Source organism: Pseudoalteromonas sp. DY56-GL22 (genome assembly GCF_041414715.1).
Lineage (GTDB): Bacteria > Pseudomonadota > Gammaproteobacteria > Enterobacterales > Alteromonadaceae > Pseudoalteromonas > Pseudoalteromonas simplex.
Genome location: NZ_JANHZR010000006.1, coordinates 1 through 26,108, shown reverse-complemented (window position 1 = coordinate 26,108; position 26,108 = coordinate 1). Strand labels below are relative to the sequence as shown.

Sequence of the window (26,108 nt, the reverse complement as noted above, 5' to 3'; positions counted from 1 at the left end):
TTACTTGGTACCGTAAACGAAATTTATAGAGGTAGACAATGGAACATAATATCAATAAACACATTTCGGGCCGCTTTAATGAAGAGCTTGAAAATGTGCGTAACCATGTATTAAACATGGGTGGTTTAGTTGAACAACAACTAAACAGTGCACTGGATGCTGTTAGCAATGGTGATGCCGATCTTGCACAGAAAGTTCGTGAAAACGACTATAAAGTAAATGCAATGGAAGTGAACATCGACGAAGAATGTACACGCATTATTGCTCGTCGTCAGCCGGCAGCGAGTGACTTACGTCTTGTCATTGCCATTGCAAAAACAATTGCCGACTTAGAGCGTATTGGCGATGAAGCTGAGCGTATTGCTAAAGTCGCACTAGACTCATTCACTAAAGATCAGCAAGACTTACTGGTAAACATTGAAAACATGGGTCGCCAAGTATCGAAAATGCTTCATGATGTACTCGATGCATTTGCACGTATGGATGTGCAATGTGCGTTTGAAGTACATAAAGAAGACGCCAAAGTTGACCGTGAATACGAAGCAATTACTCGTCAAATCATGACATATATGATGGAAGATCCACGCTCAATCCCGAAAATTATGGATTTAGTGTGGTCAGTACGTTCATTAGAGCGTATTGGCGACCGTTGCCAGAATATTGCTGAATACATCATCTATTTTGTTAACGGTAAAGATATTCGTCATACATCTCAAGCAGATATAGAAAAGTCGCTGTAATTAAGCCGCTACTTTTCATTATTAAATCGAGCGGCCCTAGGGCCGCTTTGTGTTTTATTGCTGATGTAAGGCAGAAAAAGCGTTCACAATCGAACACAATGCTGTAAAATTCGCAGCTGCCAAAGCATACTAATTTATAAAGGGTCAGTTATGCCTACAAATGCATTTTTAGGGGTTTTTGCTAAATCACCTATTAAGCCTATGGAAGATCACATTAAGAAAGTACATCAAGCAAGTAAAGCATTGATCCCTTTCTTTAATCACGTGTTTAAAGAAGAATGGCAAGAAGCGGAAGAAATCCGTTTAAACATTCGTAATTTAGAGCGTGAAGCTGATGAAATGAAACGTAACATCCGCCTTCAACTACCTCGTGGCTTATTTATGCCAGTTGAGCGTACCGATTTGCTAGAGCTTGTTACTCAACAAGACAAAATTGCTAACAAAGCAAAAGATATCGCAGGTCGTGTAGTTGGTCGTGAGATGATCATACCTACCGAAATCCAAACAGATTTCCTTGCTTATGTAACTCGTTGTGTTGATGCGACTAAACAAGCGTCAAAAGCAATCAATGAGCTAGATGAGCTGCTTGAAACGGGCTTCAAAGGTCGCGAAGTGACTTTAGTTGAAAAAATGCTCGTTGAATTGGACGCTATTGAACAAGACACGGATGACATGCAGATCAAAATTCGCCGTCAATTGCGCGCCATCGAAAATGAACTTAACCCAGTCGACGTGATGTTCTTATACAAGATCATTGAGTGGGTGGGCGAGCTTGCAGATATTGCAGAGCGCGTAGGTTCTCGTCTTGAGCTGATGTTAGCTCGTTAATTAAAAATCAGTTCAAACACGAAAAAAATTAAAGGTTCACACAATGGATATCATTGCAAATTACGGCACGTTATTGGTTTTAACTGCCGCCGCAGTCGGTTTCTTTATGGCTTATGGTATTGGTGCAAATGACGTTGCCAATGCCATGGGTACATCAGTAGGCTCAAAAGCACTTACAATTAAACAAGCAATCATCATCGCGATGGTGTTTGAATTCGCTGGCGCATACCTTGCCGGTGGTGAGGTTACATCTACAATCCGTAAAGGGATTATCGATGCTACGCCATTTATGGACATACCTGAGTTAATGATACTCGGTATGATTGCCGCGTTATTCGCTGCAGGTAGCTGGTTATTAATTGCCTCTTTCTTAGGCTGGCCAGTATCTACGACTCACTCAATCATTGGTGCCATCATTGGTTTCGCATTGGTTGCAGTAGGTAGTGAAGCAATCCAATGGAACAAGGTAATGGGTATCGTAGGTAGCTGGATTGTTACCCCTGCTATCTCTGGTTTTATTGCTTATTTGATTTTCATGAGTGCGCAAAAGCTAATTTTTGACACTGATGCACCACTTAAAAATGCTAAGCGTTACGTGCCTATCTATATGGGTCTAGCGGGCTTCATCATGTCACTTGTAACAATCAAGAAAGGCTTGAAGCATATCGGTATTAACTTAGGTGCTGTTGAAGGTTATGCGCTTTCTATCGCGATTGCTGTTGTAGTTGCTATCATCGGTAAGATTGCGATTGCTCGCCTTAAAATCGATCCTAAAGCTGATAAGAAAATGCAGTTCAACAACGTTGAGAAAGTGTTCGCAGTACTTATGGTACTAACAGCATGTTGTATGGCATTCGCACACGGTTCAAACGACGTTGCTAACGCGATTGGTCCATTAGCTGCTGTTGTAAACATTGTTGAGCACAACGGTGAAATCGCTAAGAAAGCGGCTATCGCATGGTGGATTTTACCACTAGGTGGTTTAGGTATTGTTGCTGGTCTTGCTATCTTAGGTAAGAAGGTAATTAAGACCATCGGTGAAGGCATCACGCACTTAACACCAAGCCGTGGTTTTGCTGCCGAGCTTGCTGCTGCTTCTACAGTTGTTATCGCATCAGGTACTGGTTTACCAATTTCTACTACACAAACACTTGTAGGTGCGGTACTAGGTGTTGGTATGGCACGCGGTATTGCGGCTCTTAACATGGGTGTTGTAAGAAACATTGTAGTTTCTTGGGTAATTACATTGCCAGTTGGCGCAGCCCTTGCTATTGTTATTTTCTATGTACTGAGAACTGCCTTCGGGGTATAAAAAGTACTAAAAGACTTTTAGCTTGAAAAGATCTCAATGCCTTAGGTATTGGGGTCTTTTTATTTGCAGGTAGAGAATGAATAACTTACCAAGTATTAAACAACTACAGTATTTATTAGCAGTCCACCAACATCAACACTTTGGCCGCGCAGCAAGCGCCTGTTTTATTGGTCAATCAACCTTAAGTAGTGCAATTCAAAACTTAGAAGAAACCTTAGGTTGCCAGCTTATAGAGCGCGAAAACCGCAGTTTAATGTTTACCGCAATTGGTGAAGAGGTTGTCGAAAAAGCACGTAAGATTATTGACGACACCCTTAGCCTTAAAGAGCTGACAAAGAGCTTTTTAACGCCATTAAGTGGCACTCTCACGCTTGGTGTGATCCCGACGATTGCCAGCTTTATTGCTGCACCTTTATATCATTTCTGCAAACAGACCTTTACCGAGTTAGAGCTAGTGCTCGTTGAAGACACCAGTGAAAAACTGCTCGACAAACTTGAACATGGGCAAATTGATATGGCATTGCTGGCTTTACCGTATGACACTGAAAAGTTTCATACACAAGTACTTGCTAAAGACCACTTCAGCCTAGTGCATCATAAAGATTATACTCCAGCAGATGGTGTGGAAGATTTTAATCTTTTACCGGATGCGAGTGTGTTCTTACTAGAACGTGAGCATTGCATGACTGGCCATGCACTAAGTGCTTGCCACTTGAATCGCTCAAGTTGTATTAACCCATTTGAAGCGGCAAGCTTACATACGCTATTAAGTATGGTTGAACACCAGCTTGGTGTTACTTTTTTACCACAAATGGCTATCAATGCAGGCATTTTAGATAAAAAAGAGATGGTCGCAACACCATCGCAAAATGATGCATATCGAGATATTGGTATCGTGTGGCGTAAAACCACGGGCCGGATCAGAGACTTTAGGCTATTTAGCCAGCAGCTAGAGCTGTTTCTTAATAAGCAGTGTAGCTTAGACGGTCAATGAACAAAAAACCCCAAATAAAAAATATTTGGGGTTTTTTATTATTTAAGCAAACTATTTTTTTCCTTCCCTCGACTAACATAATAACAAAACCATTAAAGGCAGATCAGATGACGAGGCTAGTTTGTTTTTTCAATCACTTGAAACACTAATTGCTAAAGCGCAACAGGGTAATAAACGGGCGTGGTTGAAATTAGTCAAGCAGCACGAAACACAGGTATATAACTATTGCCTAAGGATGTTAAGTCACCCTGATGATGCAATGGATTTAATGCAAGAAGTGTTTATTTCTGTTTATAAAAGCTTACCGAGCTTTCGTGGTGAATCGAGTTTCAATACTTGGCTCTATCAAATTGTGCATAGGCGTAGTGTTGAATATTACCGCCGCCGTAAGCTGCATCAAGGTTTAGACGATATACCAGAAGAAAGCTGCGAGCATAGTGAGTTAGAAACCAATCAACTGCAATCTGAGCAGCATCATGAACTCAAAGCAATGATGAACAATTTACCCTGGGAGCAACGCTTGGTGGTGGAGTTAAAGTTTTTTCAGCACTGTACATTTGAAGAAATAGCTGAGCAATTGGGTATTTCAACCAATACAGCTAAATCAAGACTATACAGTGCTCTAGGCAAGTTAAAAGTGCATTTGGAGGCCGTAGATGGCTAATTTAGATTCATTATTTACCGCATGGTTAGAAGGCGAAAGCCTCACTGAAGAGCAAATTGCGTTGCTACAAGCCAATGCTGAGTATGCATCAATGATGAACAATGCAATACAGTGGCAACAACAAAGTCAACATTATGAAACGGTACCCGTACCAAATTGGGATCGAGAGTCTACGATGCCCAAAGTGCAAAAACAAAGTCTGTTTTTTGGTGCTGGAATGTGGGCAGTGGCTGCGTCAATAGTATTTTGCGCATGGGTTTTTGTTAGTAATCCACAGCAAGGAAATCAGCAGTTACTTGAGCAAGTGGCCAAGCAAACCAATTTATTAGAGTCACAACAAAAGCAAATTGATCAGTTACAAAATATCATTACTGCGCAAAACGAAGTGCAGCAACAACAGATGTACCAACTGACCAAAGAAGCGATTAAAACCGGGCGAGTAGAGCGCCAAGAAGATATTGCCAGCGTGCTGGCTTATATCAAAACACAGCGTGCCCAAGACCAAGCGTACTTACGTATGCAGTTAAATGATTTAGCAGAGCAAGTGGAAGGCGGACCATTGCCAACCGTTGCAAACAATTTGGAGTATTAAGATGTCAAAATACAAATCAACTACGGCAGCATTATTGCTTTGCGCAGCAGTAAGTGTGCAAGCACAAGCAAATGATGAATTGGATAAAATTCAGCGTGAAGTCGGGATTATGGAAAAGATTCTCTCAGCGGCGTTAAAACAAGACACTGATAACAAGGTAAGGAATGTCTCTTCGAGTTATTTGCAGCATCAAGGCGTGGTGTTTAGTTTTGATGTACGAGGCAGTTCACGCTGGTCTACAGTGTTTGCCTCTGTGCCCGATGCGCCGTTGCCACCAATGCCTGATATTGATTTTGAAGAACTCACTGAAATAGATGTACTAGGCGAGCATGTGCAAGTGATCAGCGATGCGGTGGTAGTGAAAACGCAAGAAGCCTACCAACAAGCTATGGAAGTGATGCGCGAAAGTGCAGAGCGAGTACGTGAAGTGGCTGAGCAAGAGCGCGATGTCAGCCGTGAAATTCGTGATCTTGAACGTGAAAAGCGCGACCTTGAATTTGATCGTCGTCACGATAAAGATGCCAAAGAGCAAGAGCTCGAAAAACGTAAACAAGCATTACAAGCATCGATTAAAGAGCTTGAAAAGCAACAGCTAAAGTTATCACAAAAGCAGCAGCAAATGCGCAAAGAGTTAGCTGAGAAAAAACAAGCCCGCGTAAAAGAGCAAAAGCAACAGCTAGCAGCCCTAGCACAGCAAGTAGATAAAAGCTTATCTCTTACTCTATGTGATTATGGTAGCGGTTTAAGAAGTTTACCTAACGATGAACATGTGAGCTTTATCATCCGTGGTGTTAGCGAAGGTAAAACTGAACAAGTAAAAGTGTTTAAAAAGTCTGACATTAAAAAGTGTGTGGTTGGCGATATAAAAGCCGCGCAATTACTCGAAAAAGCATCAAGTTATAGTTTTTAAATTCTCCCAACTAAAAAAGCAGCCTAAAGTGGCTGCTTTTCATTCATTGAAAATGGTTTTAAGTCGGGTAAAAACAACAAGTAAACCCACACGACTAAGTTAAAGTAAGGTACTAAACCTAACCCTGTAAAGGTTTTTACCGGATACCCTTTTAAGCTCGCATTACGGTAACATTGATACGCTATCCCTAGATTTACAATCAGCAACAAAACGATTAGTTGTGTCATCACTTTTCTCCATTATACCGCCAATACATGGACTTAACGATGTTAAGTTATGCTTAGTATGTTTAATATAATAAGTAATGTCATGTTTATTATAGATAATCACCATAAAAACACGATATTTAACCTTGCTGTGGATTTAAGTATAGATGAGTATTGTCAGTATGGAAGCAAAATTACTTAGAAAAAATGTTTAAAGATGTATCAAGCTTTGCACTAAATAGGCTAGATAATTGTTAGTTAAACAGATTATTTTCAGATATTTTTTTTAGTTCAGCCGTTATTTTTTCAACAGGCATCGGGCGAGCAATGAAGTAACCTTGCCCATAATCTACGCCGATATCTTTTAGCGCTAAAAATATCTCTTGATTTTCAACATATTCAGCAACAGAGCGTTTATCAAGGGAGCGGCTAATATCATTAATTGCTTTTACCAGCGCTAAATCGATTGGGTCGTTCAGCATGTCGCGAACAAATGAACCATCAATTTTTACATGTTGAGCCGGTAATTGTTTAAGGTAGTTGAAGGTACTAAAGCCTGTACCAAAGTCATCAATTGAGAAGTGACACCCTAAGCCGTTCAAACGCTCGATCATGGCGCGGGTTGCAACGAGGTTATTAATACTCGCAGACTCTGTGATCTCAAAAATGATACGTGTTGGTTCAACAGCATATTCTTTTAAGCTCGACTCAATATGAGGCAGTAAGCGTTCATCTAAAAACGACTGTGCTGATAAGTTAATTGCTATTTGATTGAGCTCCGGGTACTCGGCAACACTCTTAATTGCATTACGAATAACACATTGATCCATTAAAAATGTATCGTTTAGAAGTTCAAGAGCTGGGATAAATTGATTTGGGTAAACAATTTCATCGTTTAATTTTAAGCGTAATAGCGCTTCAAAATAGGCAACATGGCCGCGCTTAAAGTCCCAAATAGGCTGATAGTGAAGCTCGATAGCATCGTGCTGTAATGCCTGACGAATACTGTGCCCCCACTCTAAACCCGCTTGTAAGCTATTGTGGCTGGAGTCTTCTTTAGAGTAGCAATGAACGAGGTTACGTCCTAAGCTTTTTGCTACATAAAGAGCGATATCAGCTTGTTTTAAGCATTCACTTGGATCGTTATTTTGCTCAGTGATTTGTGTTAAACCAATTGAACAGCTAATTGAGTACTCTTGGCCTTCTGAATGAAAACGGTGTTTTTCAATCGCCATGCAAATGCTTTCTGCAACCAAGTGTGCATCGAGTAGGTTCGTATTTTTTAAGATCACGGCGAATTCATCACCACCGATGCGGCACACTAAGTGCTCATCACTGATATTCGCTGTAAATAACTGAGCAACTTCTTTTAGAACGATGTCGCCTTGTTGGTGACCTTTACTGTCGTTGATGATTTTAAAGTGATCTAAGTCGATATAAATCAGCGCATGCTCGGTATCGTTACTGGTGTACTTGGCCTTACAAATACGTTGTAATTGTTGGTCAAAGTAATAACGGTTATGCAGCTCTGTGAGCGTATCGTGCAAGGCTAAATGACGAAGTTGTAGCTCTGCCTGTTTACGCTCATGAATGTTATCGATAGTGGCGGTAATAGTCGCTGAGTTTTGGCTATTTTTTATTAGTTGTAAGCGACATTCAACCCAAATGGCATTACCATTTTTATGTTTTAGCTGGATCTCTACCTGTTGCTGTTGCTCACCACCAAGCAAAATACGCTGAATGGTATCTTGTAGCTTTGTTTTGCACTCAGGTAAGCAAAAGTCTGTTAGTGACTTTGCTAAACTAGATTTAATGCCATAGCCCGTTAAATGCTCCCAAGCAGGGTTAATAAAGCGAATATTACCCTCTTGGTTAAACTCAAGTACCACCGTATTTAGGTGTAATAAAATACGTTGGTGGGCAGAAAACAGCTCTTTATAACGGCTTTGACTTTGGCTTAGTTGTTCTACTTTTTGTGCAAACTCTGCGTAGCTCACCATGAAATCTTCACGACGAGCAGCGTGGTCACACACTTTGCTTAATAACGAGTGATCGTAAGGGGCGCGAATAAAATCAGTAACGCCAGAAAGTAACAACTGCTCCGCGTAATCTGCATCATTGTTATCAATGATGGTTACAATCGCCTGTTTTGGGTTGTGTTGTAATATTTCGCTAATTAACCCAGCTGCGGTATCAGAATGAGACTCGGTGGCGTCAATCAATACAATGGCAAATTTTTGTTGTAAAAAAGTAGCTAGCGTCGCTTTTGTAGACGTGGTGTGAGTAATAGCAAAACTGAGTTTAAGCTGCTCGCTAATATCTTTTGCTTTGCGACTATCGGTTTCAAGTAGCAATAAATTGAGGCGGCTACTTTTTTCAAGATGGGTTGATAACACGTTGGCTAACATTTGCGGCAGCATATCTTGGCGTTCAAATGGCAATACGGCATCAATGCCATAGCTGCGAGCCGTGGTTTCGGCTATACGTTCACAATAAATTGGTGGAGTAAGTAAAATAGGTGTGTTTTTTGGTGTTTTTAATAACCCTGAACGGATCATGCGCGAAAAACGCCAACCATCAATCTTACCAACCTCAAGACCGGTAATGATAATATCCACTGGGTGGCTTTTAAGAATTTTTAGCGCATCTTGAGAGTCACTGGCTTCGATAAACGTGAAGACATTAAGTTTGTTTAATGTGGTCTTAATTGTTTCACGCTCAGCAACGCTTGCGTTTAAAATTAGCAGTTTCAACTGCTTTGCCATGGCGCTACTACCTCTTACCTAACCCATGTTTATTGAATAGGCTAGAATAATGACATTTTGCCTAATCTACAAGCAAACTTTACCTAAAAGCGGTTAATAAGCACTTAAGTGTGTAAACCTGTAAACGGCCATTCACTTGGTCTAGGGCTTTGCTTGAGGTAGTAGGCGTATCAGAGTAAACTTGGCGCGTTTTTATTAATGAGAGATATGCTCTATGCGCGTAGCTGATTTTAGCTTTGACCTTCCTGATGAATTAATTGCTCGTTTTCCGAAAGCAGATCGAACTAGCAGTCGTTTACTGACGCTTGATGGCCCATCAGGGCAAGTTGAGCATAAAGTATTTAGTGATATTTTATCGCTCGTTAATGAAAATGACTTATTAGTTTTCAATAACACCAAAGTGATCCCTGCTCGCATGTTTGGGCAAAAAGAATCAGGCGGTAAGCTTGAGGTGTTAGTAGAGCGTGTACTTGACGAACACCGTGTGCTTGCGCATGTACGAGCTAGTAAATCGCCAAAACCAGGCTCAAAAATCATTCTAGAAGGTAAAGCAGAAGCAACCATGGTTGCGCGTCATGGCGAGCTTTTTGAGCTTGAATTTGCCAAAGACGAAAATGTACTCGATATCCTAAACGACATCGGTCATATGCCATTACCACCTTATATTGACCGCCCTGATAATGAGTCAGATCGTGAGCGTTATCAAACTGTTTATGGTGAAAAGCCAGGTGCCGTAGCCGCGCCAACAGCTGGCCTGCATTTTGATGATAAATTAATGGCAGCCTTAAAAGACAAGGGCATTAACATGGCCTTTGTGACCTTGCACGTGGGCGCTGGTACATTCCAGCCTGTGCGCGTTGACTCAGTTGATGAGCATGTTATGCACTCAGAGTACATCGAAGTACCAGATGAAGTGGTTAAAGCGGTAGCCGAAACGAAAGCAAAAGGTGGGCGTGTAATTGCTGTAGGGACTACATCAGTCCGCTCATTAGAGTCAGCAGCTAAAGTGCACGGCGGCAAACTAGATACTTACTTTGGCGATACCGATATCTTTATTTATCCGGGTTATCAGTTCAATGTGGTTGATGCCATGGTGACAAACTTCCATTTACCTGAATCAACGTTAATCATGTTAGTCAGTGCCTTTGCAGGCCAAGAGAACATAATGGGTGCTTACCATACGGCTATTGAGCAGAAGTATCGCTTCTTTAGTTATGGTGATGCGATGTTCTTAACGCGCAAATAACGTTAAAAAGCCCAGTTTTTGAACTGGGCTTTTTATTTTCGAATTTAGCTCAATTAATAGTAATAAACCTGCAAACAGGGTAGAATCGAGCGGTTAAATTATAGCTTGTTGGACTGTTTTTCCGACACTGAGGATAATATGAAATTTGAATTAGACCGCACTGACGGTAAAGCGCGCCGCGGCCGCTTGATTTTTGAACGTGGTGTTGTAGAAACGCCAGCATTTATGCCGGTAGGTACTTACGGTACTGTAAAAGGTATGACGCCTGACGAAGTGAAAGATACTGGTGCACAAATTTGCCTAGGTAACACTTTCCACTTAATGCTGCGTCCTGGTACAGAAATCATTAAGCAGCACGGTGACTTACACGACTTTATGAATTGGGATCGTCCAATCCTAACTGATTCAGGCGGTTTCCAAGTATTCAGCTTAGGCGCAATGCGTAAAATCACAGAAGAAGGCGTGATGTTCAGCTCACCCGTTAATGGTGAAAAAATCATGCTTTCGCCAGAAAAAGCGATGCAAGTTCAGCGTGATCTAGGCTCTGACATCGTGATGATCTTTGACGAATGTACGCCATACCCTGCGACTGAAAAAGAAGCGAAAGATTCTATGGAGTTGTCACTTCGTTGGGCTAAACGCTCAAAAGAAGGTCATGGTGATAACCCAGCTGCGCTGTTTGGTATTATCCAAGGTGGTATGTACCCTGAGCTTCGTGCACAATCGCAAAAAGGCCTAGAAGAAATCGGCTTTGATGGTTATGCATTAGGTGGTTTATCGGTTGGTGAGCCGAAAAACGAGATGATCAACATTCTTGACCACTGTGCTTACAAAATGCCTGAAGACAAGCCTCGTTACTTAATGGGCGTTGGTAAACCAGAAGACTTAGTTGAAGCAGTTCGCCGTGGTATCGATATGTTTGACTGTGTGATGCCTACGCGTAACGCACGTAATGGTCATTTATTCGTAACTGGCGGCATTGTTAAAATTCGTAATGCAGTACATAAAACAGACACCGGTCCATTGGATCCTGAGTGTGATTGTCATACGTGTAAAAACTATTCACGTGCATACTTGCATCATCTTGATAAATGTAATGAAATCTTAGGCGCACGTCTAAACACGATTCACAACTTACGTTATTATCAACGCGTGATGGAAGGCTTACGTAATGCCATCAGTAATGGCAAACTAGACGAATTTGTTGCAGATTTTTATGCACGCCGCGGCCAAGAAGTGCCAGAGCTTGCAGATACATCAGATTAAATTTTTAGAAAAATTAAAGAGGAAGTGAAATGAGTTTATTCATCTCAAACGCCCACGCAAGTGCGGCAGGTGCAGCACCAGCAGGTGGTGGCATGGAAATGCTAATCATGTTGGGTATTTTCGGTCTGGTATTTTATTTCTTAATCTACCGTCCACAAGCTAAGCGTGTAAAAGAGCATAAAGCCCTAATGAGCGCAATGGCGAAAGGCGACGAAGTACTAACGCAAGGTGGTTTAGTAGGTAAGATTGCTAAAATCGCTGATGACAAAGACTTCATCGTGATTTCATTAAACGACCAAGCAGAAGTAACAGTACAAAAATCAGCTGTTTCTGCAGTATTGCCAAAAGGCACTATGAAGTCGCTATAACAATAAAAATAAGGACTCACACGTGTTAAACAAGTTTCCATTATGGAAGTATTTACTTGTTCTTGTAGTGTTAGTCGTTGGTATTTTATATGCCTCTCCTAACTTGTATGGCCGAGACCCGGCCATACAAGTATCGGGCACTAAAGGTACTGATGCTGACCTCAGCGTACTCGATAAAGTAAATGCGACTCTCAAAGAACATAACGTTACTGTTAAATCAAGCAAACTTGAAGATGGACAAATCCTCGTTCGTTTTAAGAATGTTGAAGACCAACTAAAAGCGCAAGATCTACTGCGTGATTCCCTTAGTGAAGATTATATCTCTGCAATCAATATGGCACCTGCTCAACCAGAGTGGTTAAAGTCACTGGGTGGTAACCCAATGAAACTAGGCCTAGATTTAAGCGGTGGTGTTCACTTTACTATGGAAATCGACATGGCGACGGCGGTTGATACTCAGCTTGAGCAAATGGAACAAGATTTCAAAAGTGACTTACGTGAAGAAAAACTACGTTATCGCACTATTCGCCGTGTAGCGAACAGCGAGCGATTACGTGTTGAAATGCGTAACGAAGAAGATAAAGACGCAGCAGAGCGTTTCTTATCAACTCGTTACCCATTAAACGTTTACGTTGATGATAGCAGCAGCGACAATGCTTTTTATGCCAGCATGAGCGAGCAAAAGCTAAAAGAAATTCGTGACTACGCTATCAAGCAAAACGAAACGATTATCCGTAACCGTATTAACCAAATCGGTGTTGCAGAGCCTAACGTACAGCGCCAAGGTGCTGAGCGTATCATCGTGCAACTTCCGGGTGTACAAGATACAGCGCGTGCTAAAGAGATTCTTGGTGCAACAGCAACTCTAGAGTTCCGTGAAGTTGACGAAAACGCAGATGCAAGTGCAGCCCTGCAAGGCCGTTTACCGCCTGGTACAGAAATGATCATGGCGCGTGAAGGTTACCCAGTGGTTCTTAAGCAGCGCATCATTCTTGAAGGTAGCCACATCACTGGCGCGCAATCAGGTATGGATGAGTATCAACGTCCACAAGTTAGTATTACGCTAGATAGCAAAGGTGGCGCAAAAATGAATGCGTTCACTAAGCGTGCTATCGGTAAACGCATGGCTACAGTATTTATCGAATACAAGCCATCAGGTAAAACAGATGAAAACGGTAAAGCACTTCCGCCAATTAAAGTTGAAGAAGTGATTAACGTGGCGACCATTCAAGCGCGTCTTGACCGTTCATTCCGTATTACAGGTATCGATAACCCAGCTGAAGCACACAACCTTAGCCTATTACTTCGTGCTGGTGCACTGGTTGCGCCAATTCAAATCGTTGAAGAACGTACGGTAGGTCCAAGCCTAGGTCAAGAGAACATCGAAGCGGGTATGACTGCCGTTGTGCTTGGTTTCGTGTTTGTACTGGTATTTATGCTTATTTACTACAAAGGTTTCGGCATGGTGGCGAATATCGCTCTGGGTGCCAACCTAGTATTAATTGTTGGTGTGATGTCGCTTATTCCGGGTGCTGCGTTAACGTTACCGGGTATTGCAGGTATCGTATTAACCGTAGGTATGGCGGTTGATGCCAATGTACTTATCTTCGAACGTATTCGTGAAGAACTTGCTGATGGCCGTAGTCCACAACAAGCCGTTCATTTTGGTTACGACAGCGCGTTTAGCACCATTTTAGATGCTAACATCACAACGCTTATCGCAGCAGTGATTCTATTTGCAGTGGGTACAGGTCCTATTGCTGGTTTCGCAGTAACGCTAGCGATTGGTATTATCACCTCTATGTTTACAGCCATTGTTGGTACCCGTGCGGTAATCAACTTGTTCATTGGCGGTAAGCGTATTGATAAGTTGTCGATTTAGGAGTCAGCATGCAAATTTTAAAACTCGGTGGTAAAACACTCCCGTTTATGAAGTTAAGAAAGTTTGCCATGACATTATCAACTTTGTTGATTTTGGCTTCTTTCGTGTCGTTTTTTACTAAAGGCTTAAATTTTGGTCTCGACTTCACTGGCGGTACCGCTGTTGAGGTAGGCTTTACACAAGCACCTGATCTTAAAGAAGTACGTGATGCAATCACTGAAAGTGGCTTTGAAGATTTCTCAGTGCAACTGTTTGGCTCAAGTAAAGAAATTTTAGTGCGTCTAGCTCCGCAAGGTGCTGGCGTAAAAGCAGAAGTAATTGGCAACCAAATCATTACGGCATTACAAAAAGTTGAGTCGACAGTAGAAATGCGTCGTATCGAATTTGTTGGCCCAAGTGTTGGTGAAGATCTAAAAGAGCAGGGTGGCCTTGCCATGTTAACTGCGCTTATCTGTATCTTAATTTACGTTGCGTTTCGTTTTGAATGGCGTTTTGCGGTAGGTGCTGTATCAGCACTATTACACGACGTTATCATCACACTAGGCTTATTCTCTGTACTTGGCCTAGAGTTTGACTTAACGATTCTTGCGGCGATTTTGGCGGTAATAGGTTACTCACTCAACGATACCATCGTTGTATCTGACCGTATCCGTGAAAACTTCCGTAAAGTGCGCATTGATGACACGATTGAAATTATCGATATTTCATTAACGCAAACGTTAAACCGTACCCTAGTAACATCAATCACCACTATCCTAGTATTGATTGCGTTATTTGGCTGGGGTGGTCAAACGATCCACGGTTTCGCAACTGCATTACTATTTGGTGTGTTCATCGGTACTTATTCATCTGTTTATGTTGCTTCAGCTGTAGCAATTGCAATGGGTGTAAGTAAAGAAGACTTAATTCCTGAAGTAATTGAAAAAGAAGGCGCGGATCTCGATCCTATGCCTTAATCAGTGATACAAAAAGAAACCGCCCTAGGGCGGTTTTTTTATTTTTAAACTTACTCTGCCTGATACTACTTGGCCTTATAACTACTTAACACCGCCTCCATAATCTGCTCAATTGCCACTCCCGCATAGAGTTGGCTGATGTAATATTTATATTCATTACAAAATGACTCGTTCTCAATAATTGAGCCGAAAATACTCGGTTGCTCAAGAAAAGCAAGTGGTGAAATGCGTGATGCATGAGCAGCCTGCTGTAATGTTTCAGCCATATCATCGATAACCTCTAAAGGCTGACCTTGTTGAGACGAATGCGTGTCGCTGTATAAGCACCAAGCTGCAATTACTAAATTAGCAATCGCACCATTCCCACCAATTTTAAGGTTCTCTACTATCGTAGGTACTAAAAAGGTGGAGACTTTACTTGCGCTTTGAGAGCAAATTCGTGCAAGGCTATCCTTGATGTTAGGGTTTGCAAATCGAGCTATCAGTGTTCGCTTATAATCACTTAGATCAATACCAGGTACGTCATCTAAAATCGGTGTTACTTCGTTATCCATGAAGTTGCTTACCACTGTAGCAAATAAGGGATCTGAAATTGTTTGCTCTATGGTTTGATAGCCACGCAAAGATCCGAGTATTCCCATAACAGTATGGCTTGCATTTAATAAGCGAATTTTCATGGTTTCATAAGGCGTTACATCATTGACTATTTGCGCACCTACTTTCTCCCAAGCTGGGCGTTGTTGACAAAATTTATCCTCGATGACCCATTGGTGAAAAGGCTCACACGTGACAGGCCATGAATCAATCACTCCCAGCTGTTCTGCTAGAGCAATATCTTTATCTGTGGTTGCAGGCGTAATACGGTCGACCATTGCATTAGGGAAGCTAACTTGATTTGCGACCCAATCAGCAAGCTCTGAGTCATATGAACTAATGTAAGTAACTAACATTTTTCGTATGACATCACCGTTGTGTTGAACATTATCACAAGACTGAACTGTAAACGGTTTTTGACCACTCTTTCTGCGGCGATCTAAAGCAGCAGCAAGGTAGCCAAAAATCAGCTTTGGCTTGTTTGGGTTTGCTAAGTCATGTTGTATATCGGGGTTTGAAAAATCGAACTCGCCGGTTGATGGATCATAGTTATAACCCCCTTCGGTTATTGTTAATGAAACAATCTGAGTTTCCTCAGCGGCCATTTTATTTATAACAGCTTCTGGATCATCTGGCGCTAAGAGAAAATCGGTTAAACAGCCAATTATTTGCGTATCAGTTTTGCCATTTGGGTGCTTTACCAATAGTGAGTACAGATAATCTTGTGCTTCTAAAGATTGCTTAATAGCCCGATCAGCCTCGCGTAAGCCTATACCGCAAATGCCCCAACTTAGATCGCCAGTATGGTTGATGTAGTTATCAGTATAGAAAGCTTGATGAGAGCGGTGAAACCCGCCCACACCAACATGGACAATCCCAGCTTTTAGTGATTGTCGGTTATAACGCGGCACTGATATAGATGTAGGAAAAGAGCTCAGTGTTGAGTTATTTAAAGAAAGTGCGCTCATGTTTTGCCCCCGAGCAGTTAAACGGCTGAAAATTGTTTTTTACGCTGCATAGCCCAATACGCACTCGCGAAGTAAATGATGGTACAAGCGAATCCACTATTGAAAAATAACGTTCTATTGTGTTCATAGGAAGCAACATCTGGTGAGTTGAACATGGCATTTGCTGCTAGCACCACAGTAACACCTAGACTTAACCAAGCAACCGCAGTGAGTACTTTGGTTAACAGGCGCTGATCAAGAATAAATGCTGGCTCATTGGCTGCTTGTTCGGCGTGAAATCTTTCTACTTTTTTATCAAAATTAGCTAGCTCTGCTTCTTCTTCAGGATACTTCTGCGCAGCGCCATTTCGTTTTGCTAATAAAATATATACGACAATACTGAATACCCAAGTTGGTAAGAAAAGGTAGTAGAATGGGATTATATTGATCGCGTTTAGTGTAAATCCGAACACTAGGCCAAGTGCCCACGCAATAACAGCCGCAGAGCTATGCTCAAGCTTTTTGTAGGTGACCCAATAACGAGTTAGACCTATCTTTGGAAATAAAAAATGTTCAGCAAAAACGATAGCGCCAACAGGTACGACTAAAAGTCCTGCGTATGTAAGAAGTGGCAGTAGCTTAGTAAATACAAATGGAAAGCAAGCAATTAAAACAGTAACAATGCCCACTAAAAATGTCGTTCTGGTACGCGAAAGGTTACTAAATATAGCTTGTGCAGCAAGACCAGCTCGGTATAAGTTTGCATTTGCTGTGGTCCAACCTGCAACAATAACAATAACTAACCCAGATAACCCAAGTGCATGGAACGCAACATCGCCAGGATCTAGCTCAGTAATCGACTTTTTCACCAAAACTGCTGTACCCGCACCCATAATGCCTGCAGAGATCCAAGCGATATAGTGACCAAATAACATACCGGCTGATGTGCATAAGCCATAGCTTTTTTTCTTCGCGTAACGCAGTAGAGCCATGTCTATTAAACCAAAGTGAGTGATGGTGTTTGCTGCCCAAGAGAAACCAATGACTTCTAATAGCCCTATGCCTGGCTCACCATTGGCATCTAACCCAGTCCATACAGAGACACTGCCAATGTGCATGAAGTCTCCCCAACTCGAGACAGAGGTTTCACCAATGACCGAATTGGCAAGTTCAGGCATGAGTACTAATGGACCGCTGATGAACATAACAAATAACCACGGAGCACAAATACCTGAGAATTGCGATACAGCGTTAAAACCATACATAGCAACCAATACAACGATAATGCCTACGGCAAGAACGACCATGACAAACCATGCGTTTGTTGGATACCAATTTAATTGCGCGGGAATATCAAGTGCAAAGCGAACAGCCGTTGCAGAAACGGTGATCATAGCAGCAGAAATAACCGTAAAGATTATGACGTTCGCCCAGTTATATAACCGGGTCATTGAGTTTCCTGCTATTTTTTGAAGGTAAGTATATAGACTCAGGCGTGTTTCAACAGCAATTGGGGTGGTGATTAGTGTCCAGCTTAGCACGGCGAGAATATTACCAATTAGCAAGCCAAGCAAAATATCCGTCATGGTTGCGCCAAGTGCGACAAAGGTTGCGCCAAATACAAATTCAGTAGCAGCAACATGCTCTCCTGCGTATAAACCTAAAAAATGTCTCCATCCTTTGAGCTTATGTTTTGCAATAGGTAATTGCTCTTCTTCTATATGGTTTAGGTCTTTATGATTAGTATTCATAAGTAACGATCCCAGTACTTTTTAGGCATGCTGATTTGTAAGCAAATAGCTTAACTGCATCTTTATTTATGTGTTCATTGTTTAACACTAAAACTTTTTATTAGATAAATAGAAAATTTCAAAAATCAACACGCCCATGATTGTTGTCATTGAGTATTTACATAAAGTAAATCTTCCTGTTTGGGCAAATGGGTTGCACGTGGGCATAATCCTATTTTGATTGCTGTTTGTCAATGTTAATGAATCAGTCTATTTAATCGGCTGATTGTCATTAATAAGTCGAAGTAATTGCTCTTGTTCTGGAATTAAAGCTTCATCAAATCAATCTTGATAAAGTTGTTATTTTTTAGTTGTTTATGCGGGTGTTTAATTTTTCCTGAAATGGTGTTCATATGAAAGAGGATTAGTTTTATCCATTTTAATTTCTCTTTCACAGATTCTAATTTCTTTTAATTAGAATTTGAGCTCTATTTTTTGATGTTGACAAATATATTCTGTATTAGGAATATGCTCATGTTTATGTCATTTGCTCTTTCCTGGGCGTTGAATACTAAGATGTTGATCAGCTAGGGCAAATTAAAATGGAGAACACGCATATGAACACAAATCAACAACCAAAGTTTTGTCGTACATGGAAAGGGGAAAGTGAACGCTATTTAAACGTCGCTCGGCTTAAATCTATCGCAGCCATTATGTTGCTGTATTCTCAGTCAGGTTATGCAGATGATAGTTTTGATGTTCACAGCCATCTAAGTGGCGAATGGCTAGGGGCAAGAGATAAGCTAGCAGAGCAAGGTGTGGATGTTCGCTTAGGCTACTTCAGTCAAACAGCTCACAACTTAAAAGGGGGAGAAAGTACAGAAACGGCTTATGCCGATCAGTTTTTTGCCGGTGGCTACTTTAATTTAGAAAAATTGCTTAATTGGTCGGGTGCCGAATTTAAGGTGGAGCTTACCAACCGTAATGGCGAGCTTATTAATGAAAAAGCAAACCTGCCAGTTTTGCTGCAGTCGCAACAAATTTATGGTCGTGGCAATGTAACGCGTTTAACTCAATTCTCTCTAACTCAGCATTTATTTGAAGATCAACTTAGCATTAAAGTGGGTCGAATTTACCCAAGTGCTGATTTTTTTGCCATGAGTTGTGCCTTTCAGCACCTAACATTTTGCAGTGGTGGCTCATCCAATTATTTGAGTAGTAGTTGGTATGGTGACCCCCTTAGTGCACTAGGCGTGCAACTAACATACAAAGTCACTGATAATTTGCTTTTTAAACTAGGCAGTTATGATGCAAACCCTGCAACCATGTCATTAAATCAAGGGTTAAAATTAACAACATCAGGAGAGGTTAACGGCACGACCTTGGTAGGTGAGTTGGAATATAAACGCCAATACAAGAATGGGTTAGATGGAGATTATCGATTTGGCGTTGTCCGCAGCAGTTTAGATAAAACTAAATTAGTCAATAATGCGGGTTACCCTGCTGGCACGACAAGTGATATGGTCGCTATAGAAGATACTGATAATGCATTTTATTTTAATATTGAACAACAGCTAACTCGAAATAGTTCTGGAGGTGGCTTACGTATCTTTGCGAGTATGATTCACGCAGATCAAAGTGTCAGCGCTATAGGCGAAGTTTTGGCTATTGGCGGATATATTGATGCACCTTTTGTTAGTAGACCACACGACCGTATTGGTTTTGCTGTGGGCCGAAACAGTGTCAGTAATGAGCTTAGTGACGCTCAGCGCTTTTATAACGCGAATTTTTCAGATGATGAAGTACTCGTTAGGGATCATGAGTACCCGATTGAGTTAAATTATAACTATGTTGTTACCCCAGCAATACAGTTAATGCCTAGTATTCAGTATATCATCGACCCTAATGGTGATAATGATGCTGAGAATGCAATGATTGCAGGTTTGCAGCTAAGTTTAAATTTTTAGTTAAAGCTTAAACCGGCGTTATTTGGCAGCGAGTGCACGACTTTTGTTGTGCCGCTGAGAAGGGCTTGCGGTTATTGTCTCTTTGTGAAATACATAGGCACCTCACTAATATTTAACAAAATTTAGTAAGGTGTCTTGTTAGTTTAGAGTGTGAACCCTAAAATTGTTATTCATGACAGATTATGTATAGAATAGCCGCTGAATAGCTGATTTTTCTAATCATTTACCTCATTTATTGTTCAAACAGGCGTATAAAATGGCTTCAATTCCTAGCAATGATAATCAAAAATTAGAGGAAGCAGCAAGGGCTGGCTGGCTCTACTATGTTGCTGGTAAAACACAAGATGAAATAGCTAAGCAACTTAATACGTCTCGCCAATCTGCGCAACGGCTTGTTGCTTTAGCAGTATCTCAAGGGTTAATAAAAGTACGATTAGAACATCCAATTCGACGCTGTATGGAGCTTGCTGATGCGCTACAAAATCGATACGGTTTGCTTAGTTGTGAAGTGGTGCCTAGCGAGAGTAACGATATTAATTCTACCATTGGCTTGGCTCAAGCGGGTGCCGCAGAAATTGAAAGACAACTAAAGCAGCGCCATGCAAAAATCATTGCGTTTGGTACTGGAAGAGTGTTGCGCGCATGCGCAGAAGAGCTACCTACGATGCAATGCCCACACCATCGTATTGTATCTTTAGTTGGAAATATTGCTCAGGATGGCTCAGCAAGTCGCTATGAAGTAGCTATTCATGTTGCAGAAAGGGTTGGTGCGCAACATTTCCCTATGCCAGTTCCAGTTATAGCAGAATCTGAAGCTGATAAAGCAGGTTGGCAGCAATTAACGCATGTTAAAAATGTACATCAACTGGCATCACAAGCGGATGTTTCATTTGTTGGTGTTGGAGATTTAGGAATAAATTCTCCCCTTCATTTAGACGGCTTTGTTACTCGGCATGAACTAGCTGCGCTTGACGCTATTGGTGCAACAGGTGAAGTAATTAGCTGGATTTTCGATAGTGAAGGTCATCTCGTCGAATCAGAAATAAATAATCGCGTGACGAGTGCGGTACTTTCTCCATCAAATGATAAACGTGTTATTGGGATTGCTGCGGGTGACAGTAAAGTGCCAGCCATTGCAGGAGCGATCGAATCAGGAATGATCAATAGTCTCATTACAAATGAACTAACAGCAGAAGCACTGTTGCTGAGGTAAGTCTTGGTATGACTAAACTGACTAAATTGGTAACAAGTGACAGTTTTACAGCTGTTTATGACTTTTAAAAACGAGTCTAACTATACTCTCGGAGACATTATGAAACACCTGATGTTTAGCGTGTTTATACTTTTAATGCTCAGTGCTTGTGAAGATAAGCCAGAGCCAAAACAGACAGAAGTACAGCAAACACCTGAGGTAACACTTCAGCAGCAGTTCGACAGCTACCAAGGTTTAGCTTGGCAAGTTGTAGAGGCACTACAAAACCAATCAGCTGCTCAGCAATTACAAGACCTGACGTTCAAGTTAATTACTTCATCAACAGGTTTGTTTTTAAACCTAAAAGCACAATTGCCAGAGTGTGAGGCAAGTTTGCATGCGCTGGCAGACGCAACCGAGTTTCAACAACAAAGTGATGACGCAGATGCATTGCAGAATGAAATGACAATTAATGTAGAGCCAGAACTACCTGAGTTTGCGGCGCCAAGTTGTTATCACGCACAGCAGTTATTACTTAATCCACTTGCAGTTTATAAATTAGCGCAACAAGCTGATTTAGCTACGAGTGATTACCAAAATGCTAAATTAAAAATGACTGATAGTTTTGCCCGCATTAAGCAACTTGAGCTCATCACCGCTATTGAGTAGTCTGCACTCGTCATAGCCTTGCCATAAAATTGTCATACAAGGTTGATAATTTACCCACCTATTTGTATTACTAACGCTAGGTGTAAGGTGAACGCACAACTACAGCAGATCTTAGATAACAGTGCAATTGAGACCTTGTTTCAACCTATCTTTGATATTTCTAATCAACATATTTTGGGCTATGAGGCATTAAGCCGCGGCCCAAAAGGGTCTGAATTAGAAATGCCGAGTGCATTATTCAGCGCAGCAATTGCTTGCCATAAGATCTCTGAATTGGAGCTACTTTGCCGCAGTAGAGCAATTGAGAACTTTGTGAAACTCAATTTACAAGGCAAGTTATTCTTAAATGTAAGCCCTAAAACCTTACTCGACCCTTGCCATCCTAAAGGTGAAACATTACACCTAGTTGAACACTTTGGCCTTGCAACTAACCGGGTAGTAATTGAAGTTACAGAGCAAGAAAAAGTCGATGATGGCTTTTTATTGTTAAAAACCATTGCTCATTATCGTGAGTTAGGTTTTTCGATTGCCATTGATGACTTAGGGGCTGGCTATTCGGGCTTAAAGCAGTGGTCTGAGCTATGCCCTGAGTTTGTAAAAATAGACCGCTACTTTATCGACCACTGCGATCAGAGTGTGGTTAAAAAAGAGTTTTTAAAGTCAATTATAGAGCTTGCAAAAGCCACCAATACGCAAGTTATCGCAGAAGGCATAGAACGGGCAGAGGAGCTTCGTTTACTCGAAAGCTTAGGTGTGCAACATGCACAAGGCTTTTTACTTGAAAGGCCGAGCTTACAGCCAAGTTACGAAATAAATATTCACTGCTTAAAGCACTTAGAGTCATCAGATAATAGCAATACTTTTGAGCAGTCTATGGCGATTGGTTGGTTGGCGGTCGAGCACGCCAGCATAGAAGCAACAACCCGCTGTAAAGATGCCCACAGTATCTTTGAGCAAGATAAAACGCTAACTAGTCTTGCCGTATTAGAGCACAATATTCCTGTTGGTTTATTACACCGAGATCAACTCACTGAAGTGTTTGCTGCTCCCTATGGCCATGCACTTTATGATAAGCAGCCAGTTACTTCTTTAATGGATAAACAGCCGTTAATCGTTGACGAAAACGAGTTACTCGATACGGTGAGTCAGCAAATTACCGAGTTTGAGTTTGATATTCGACGCCATATTGTGATCACTCGAAATGGTGAATACTTAGGTTTGGCGCCATTGCGTAATATCTTAAAACACATTACCGAAGAAAAAATCCGCCATGCACAACATGCCAACCCGCTGACTATGCTGCCGGGTAATGTTGCGATTAACGAAGCAATTGAGCTGAGACTTCGTAATAACTATCCGTTCTCACTCGCATACGTTGATTTAAACCACTTCAAACAATTCAATGACCTGTACGGTTATGCCAGTGGTGACAGCGTTATAAAATTACTTGCTGAAGTCATCGTCGAGGCCTGTAGCACTAGCAAAGGGTTTGTCGGGCACATTGGCGGTGATGACTTTATGGTGGTGTTTGATAAAAATGATGCAGAGCAAGTTTGCCATAACATTATTAGTAAGTTTGAGCTGCAGTCTCGGGCCTTTTTCACACCAGAACATATTGAGCAAGGGGGTTATTGGGCAAGCAATCGAGAAGGTAAAAAGCAGTTTGTGCCACTGCTTACATTATCAATCGGTTTAGTTAAGCCTGATTTAGAGCTATGTATTAACAGCCACCAAGTCGCAGCGCTGGCAACTGATGCGAAAAAAGAGGCCAAACGTTATCAGAGTAGCCACTTGTTTGTATGTAAACGTAGCCGGCCAGCCCCCGCAGTGGTACGTTTAAGCAGCCATAAAGATGAAGCGATATCTGCCCGCTCATGAAGAAATTTTAAGTTTGCTTAATTTTACTTGTGTCCCTGTTTAACTGGGTGTAGCTTAAAAAAAACACAATAAACAAAATAACAATGAAGCGACTATGTAGTGCAATCCTAGTATTGCTAAGCCTAGGATACAGCCTTACCACAGAAGCTAAAAATGTGGTCAATTTAGCGATTGAACAACGCCCACTTTATAAACGCGATTATTACCTTCATGAATTGCTGGCAGCGGCTTTACGCGCCAGTAATTATCAAGCAGAAATCAACGAAGTTCTGGTTCACCCTCATCAACAGCGCACTTTGCTGATGCTCGATGAAAAGCAGGCCGATGTGTTTTGGAGTATGACAAGCCCCGAGCGAGAACACCTTGCAATAGCAGTCAAAGTACCTCTGTTTAAAGGCTACATTGGTAAACGCGCATTACTCACTAAACGAGCGTTTCTACCGCGTTTTAAAGATGTAAATACGAAACAAGATTTAGCGCAGTTTAGTGCCATTCAAGGCCATGATTGGCCTGATACAAAAATCCTTGCGCAAAACGGCTTAACAGTCAGGCCACTGGCAAATTATCAGGCGATGTTTAACCTAGTGATCAGAGGGCGAGTTGATTATTTTCCGCGTTCGTTCATTGAAGTCATTTCTGAAATGGAACAAGTGAAAAGTGACGAACTTGTCATTGTGCCTAATCTTTATATTAGTTATCCAACGGCATTTTACTTTTTTGTCAGTAACCACAAGCCTGAATTGGCCGAAGCCCTGTTAAAAGGACTCAAGGTGATGAAAAGCACGGGCGAGTTTGAGCAATTATTTGCCAGTTACTTTGCTGAAGACTTGGCTAAGTTGCCATTTAAAGAAGGTGAAGTCATAGAGATAAAACTCGACAACGATTATTTTCAGCCACAAAAAAAGGAGCCGTAGCTCCTTTTTTGTATTACAACCGCTATTAGCGAAGTAGTGACTCAGTTAACACTGGGCGAATTTCACGAATGATCGCTTGAGTTAACTTAGGTGCACCACAGATAATGTTGCCGCTTTGGTTGTAGTTAATACCACCTGCGAAATCAACAACCATACCGCCCGCTTCTTTAACTAAAAGCTCACCTGCTGCTGTGTCCCATGGCTTAAGGCCAATTTCAAAGAAACCATCAACACGACCCGCAGCAACATATGCCATATCTAATGCCGCAGAACCTGCACGGCGGATATCAGCAGTGTGTACGAAAAGGGCTTTAAACGCTTCAGAGTATGCGTCTAAGTGGTGCTTTTGTTTGAATGGGAAACCAGTTGCAAGTACAGAACCTGCTAACTCGTTAGTTTTAGTTACGCGTAAACGCTTGCTGTTAAGCTGTGCGCCTTGACCACGTGATGCTGTGAATAATTCACCGCGAATTGGATCATAGATAACAGCTTGGTCTAAACGACCTTTAACTTTAAGTGCAATAGATACTGCGAAATGAGGGATACCCTTGATGAAGTTAGTTGTGCCATCAAGAGGGTCTACAATCCATTGGTAATCTGCATCTTTACCTTTATGCTCACCAAGTTCTTCACCTACGATAGTGTGATCTGGGTAAGATTTTAAAATAGTGTCACGAATTGCGGCTTCAGCTTCTTTGTCGATGTTAGTCACTAAGTCGTTAGTGCCTTTTTGTTGTACATCAACTTTTGATAAGTCTTCACTTGCGCGAAGTAAAATTTTGCCTGCGTTACGCGCAGCGCGAACCGCAATGTTTAACATTGGATGCATAGCATTACCTTTGGGTTGTAAAAGAACGAATATATTTAAGCCGGCGTATTCTAGCGATTTCTAGCGTAAAGTAAACAATAAACTCGAATAAATTAGGTTGTTTTTTATACGATTCTGATTTTGTTATTGATTTAATTTCAGAAGAAGGGGTTAGTGGTCAGCCGTCAGCCGTCAGCCGTCAGTTTGAAATTTGCATTCTGAAAAATTCGTGCCTATATAAAGTTTTTATACTTAAAAGGATGCAAGTATGAATTTTGAAAAATTAGAGGTATGGAAGCGATCAGCAAGATTAAGTGCTGAAATCTACAAAGAAACGACAGATCTAAATGATTTTGGTTTTCGCAATCAACTCACACGTTCTGGTTTATCAATACCGAGTAACATCGCAGAAGGTATGGTGAGAATCAGCAAAAAAGAACGGGTGCGTTTTTTAGATATATCAAGATCGTCCATAGCAGAAACACGAACGCAAATTTATATCGGAATTGAGATTAAATATATTGATGCTGCCATCGGTAGAGCTTGGGTGAGTGAAACGGAAGAGCTATCAAAAATGTTGACATCTCTTATGCATAAGATCGAAGCTGATAGCTGATAGCTGATAGCTGATAGCTGATAGCTGATAGCTGATAGCTGATAGCTGATAGCTGATAGCTGAT

Annotated in this window: 23 protein-coding genes; 18 read left to right on the top strand and 5 right to left on the bottom strand. The window is 41.4% G+C overall.

Going from position 1 to position 26,108, the window contains the following annotated elements:
* Positions 1 to 38 precede the first annotated feature (38 nt).
* From phoU to NO991_RS13810, 7 genes are all read left to right on the top strand, one after another.
* Positions 39 to 740, top strand: coding sequence for a phosphate signaling complex protein PhoU (gene phoU, locus NO991_RS13840; RefSeq protein ID WP_054552476.1), 702 nt, complete (start codon positions 39 to 41; stop codon positions 738 to 740).
* Positions 741 to 890: 150 nt separating this feature from the next.
* Positions 891 to 1,568 (top strand): TIGR00153 family protein, encoded by a 678-nt coding sequence (locus NO991_RS13835; RefSeq protein ID WP_054552477.1) that lies wholly within the window; start codon positions 891 to 893, stop codon positions 1,566 to 1,568.
* Positions 1,569 to 1,611: 43 nt separating this feature from the next.
* Entirely contained in the window at positions 1,612 to 2,880 is a 1,269-nt protein-coding gene (locus NO991_RS13830) for an inorganic phosphate transporter (protein ID WP_054552478.1), read from the top strand.
* A gap of 76 nt (positions 2,881 to 2,956) precedes the next feature.
* Complete coding sequence (locus NO991_RS13825) at positions 2,957 to 3,874, top strand: hydrogen peroxide-inducible genes activator (protein WP_371352129.1); 918 nt, start codon at positions 2,957 to 2,959, stop codon at positions 3,872 to 3,874.
* 121 nt (positions 3,875 to 3,995) lie between these two features.
* Positions 3,996 to 4,538: an RNA polymerase sigma factor gene (locus NO991_RS13820; RefSeq protein WP_054552480.1), complete on the top strand. Its 543-nt coding sequence runs from the start codon at positions 3,996 to 3,998 to the stop codon at positions 4,536 to 4,538.
* Complete coding sequence (locus tag NO991_RS13815) at positions 4,531 to 5,130, top strand: hypothetical protein (RefSeq protein WP_371352128.1); 600 nt, start codon at positions 4,531 to 4,533, stop codon at positions 5,128 to 5,130. The genes NO991_RS13820 and NO991_RS13815 overlap by 8 nt, the downstream gene beginning before the upstream one ends.
* A gap of 1 nt (position 5,131) precedes the next feature.
* Positions 5,132 to 6,040 carry a hypothetical protein gene (locus NO991_RS13810; protein ID WP_294411043.1) on the top strand — a complete coding sequence of 303 codons (909 nt, stop codon included), beginning with the start codon at positions 5,132 to 5,134 and terminating at the stop codon, positions 6,038 to 6,040.
* 23 nt (positions 6,041 to 6,063) lie between these two features.
* Here the strand turns inward: NO991_RS13810 and NO991_RS13805 are convergent, their stop codons facing one another.
* Together NO991_RS13805 and NO991_RS13800 are read right to left on the bottom strand one after the other, a co-directional pair.
* A complete protein-coding gene (locus tag NO991_RS13805; protein WP_054552483.1) occupies positions 6,064 to 6,267 on the bottom strand; it encodes a hypothetical protein in 204 nt (67 codons plus the stop codon).
* 233 nt (positions 6,268 to 6,500) lie between these two features.
* Positions 6,501 to 9,011 (bottom strand): EAL domain-containing protein, encoded by a 2,511-nt coding sequence (locus NO991_RS13800; RefSeq protein ID WP_054552484.1) that lies wholly within the window; start codon positions 9,009 to 9,011, stop codon positions 6,501 to 6,503.
* 214 nt (positions 9,012 to 9,225) lie between these two features.
* Here NO991_RS13800 and queA point away from each other — a divergent pair, with 214 nt between their 5' ends.
* The 5 genes from queA (at position 9,226) to secF (ending at position 14,729) form a co-directional block, all read left to right on the top strand.
* Positions 9,226 to 10,257, top strand: a complete 1,032-nt coding sequence (gene queA, locus NO991_RS13795) for a tRNA preQ1(34) S-adenosylmethionine ribosyltransferase-isomerase QueA (protein ID WP_054552485.1) — start codon at positions 9,226 to 9,228, stop codon at positions 10,255 to 10,257.
* A gap of 138 nt (positions 10,258 to 10,395) precedes the next feature.
* On the top strand, positions 10,396 to 11,523 hold the full coding sequence (gene tgt / locus NO991_RS13790) for a tRNA guanosine(34) transglycosylase Tgt (RefSeq protein ID WP_058583935.1): 1,128 nt from the start codon (positions 10,396 to 10,398) through the stop codon (positions 11,521 to 11,523).
* A gap of 29 nt (positions 11,524 to 11,552) precedes the next feature.
* Entirely contained in the window at positions 11,553 to 11,891 is a 339-nt protein-coding gene (yajC, locus tag NO991_RS13785) for a preprotein translocase subunit YajC (RefSeq protein ID WP_036973302.1), read from the top strand.
* Positions 11,892 to 11,913: 22 nt separating this feature from the next.
* Positions 11,914 to 13,773: a protein translocase subunit SecD gene (gene secD / locus NO991_RS13780; protein ID WP_166339885.1), complete on the top strand. Its 1,860-nt coding sequence runs from the start codon at positions 11,914 to 11,916 to the stop codon at positions 13,771 to 13,773.
* Positions 13,774 to 13,781: 8 nt separating this feature from the next.
* A complete protein-coding gene (gene secF, locus NO991_RS13775) occupies positions 13,782 to 14,729 on the top strand; it encodes a protein translocase subunit SecF (protein ID WP_054552488.1) in 948 nt (315 codons plus the stop codon).
* Positions 14,730 to 14,794: 65 nt separating this feature from the next.
* On the opposite strand, the gene NO991_RS13770 is transcribed toward secF, so the two are convergent.
* Positions 14,795 to 16,291 (bottom strand): mannitol dehydrogenase family protein, encoded by a 1,497-nt coding sequence (locus NO991_RS13770; RefSeq protein WP_235377776.1) that lies wholly within the window; start codon positions 16,289 to 16,291, stop codon positions 14,795 to 14,797.
* 17 nt (positions 16,292 to 16,308) lie between these two features.
* The gene (locus NO991_RS13765; protein WP_138600197.1) at positions 16,309 to 18,021 is read right to left on the bottom strand and encodes a cytosine permease; all 1,713 of its coding nucleotides are present in this window, start codon (positions 18,019 to 18,021) and stop codon (positions 16,309 to 16,311) included.
* 596 nt (positions 18,022 to 18,617) lie between these two features.
* Here NO991_RS13765 and NO991_RS13760 point away from each other — a divergent pair.
* The 5 genes from NO991_RS13760 (at position 18,618) to NO991_RS13740 (ending at position 24,620) form a co-directional block, all read left to right on the top strand.
* Complete coding sequence (locus NO991_RS13760) at positions 18,618 to 19,967, top strand: carbohydrate porin (protein WP_371352127.1); 1,350 nt, start codon at positions 18,618 to 18,620, stop codon at positions 19,965 to 19,967.
* A gap of 256 nt (positions 19,968 to 20,223) precedes the next feature.
* Entirely contained in the window at positions 20,224 to 21,180 is a 957-nt protein-coding gene (locus NO991_RS13755; protein ID WP_138616872.1) for a sugar-binding transcriptional regulator, read from the top strand.
* Between the two features lie 99 nt (positions 21,181 to 21,279).
* Positions 21,280 to 21,828 (top strand): hypothetical protein, encoded by a 549-nt coding sequence (locus tag NO991_RS13750; protein ID WP_194442144.1) that lies wholly within the window; start codon positions 21,280 to 21,282, stop codon positions 21,826 to 21,828.
* Positions 21,829 to 21,915: 87 nt separating this feature from the next.
* Positions 21,916 to 23,706, top strand: a complete 1,791-nt coding sequence (locus tag NO991_RS13745) for a GGDEF domain-containing protein (RefSeq protein WP_054552494.1) — start codon at positions 21,916 to 21,918, stop codon at positions 23,704 to 23,706.
* A gap of 83 nt (positions 23,707 to 23,789) precedes the next feature.
* The gene (locus tag NO991_RS13740) at positions 23,790 to 24,620 is read left to right on the top strand and encodes an ABC transporter substrate-binding protein (protein WP_235377773.1); all 831 of its coding nucleotides are present in this window, start codon (positions 23,790 to 23,792) and stop codon (positions 24,618 to 24,620) included.
* A 25-nt stretch (positions 24,621 to 24,645) separates the two neighbouring features.
* On the opposite strand, the gene suhB is transcribed toward NO991_RS13740, so the two are convergent.
* Positions 24,646 to 25,449 (bottom strand): inositol-1-monophosphatase, encoded by an 804-nt coding sequence (gene suhB, locus NO991_RS13735; protein ID WP_054552496.1) that lies wholly within the window; start codon positions 25,447 to 25,449, stop codon positions 24,646 to 24,648.
* A gap of 247 nt (positions 25,450 to 25,696) precedes the next feature.
* Here suhB and NO991_RS13730 point away from each other — a divergent pair, with 247 nt between their 5' ends.
* Complete coding sequence (locus NO991_RS13730; RefSeq protein WP_054552497.1) at positions 25,697 to 26,044, top strand: four helix bundle protein; 348 nt, start codon at positions 25,697 to 25,699, stop codon at positions 26,042 to 26,044.
* The last annotated feature ends 64 nt before the right edge of the window (positions 26,045 to 26,108 follow it).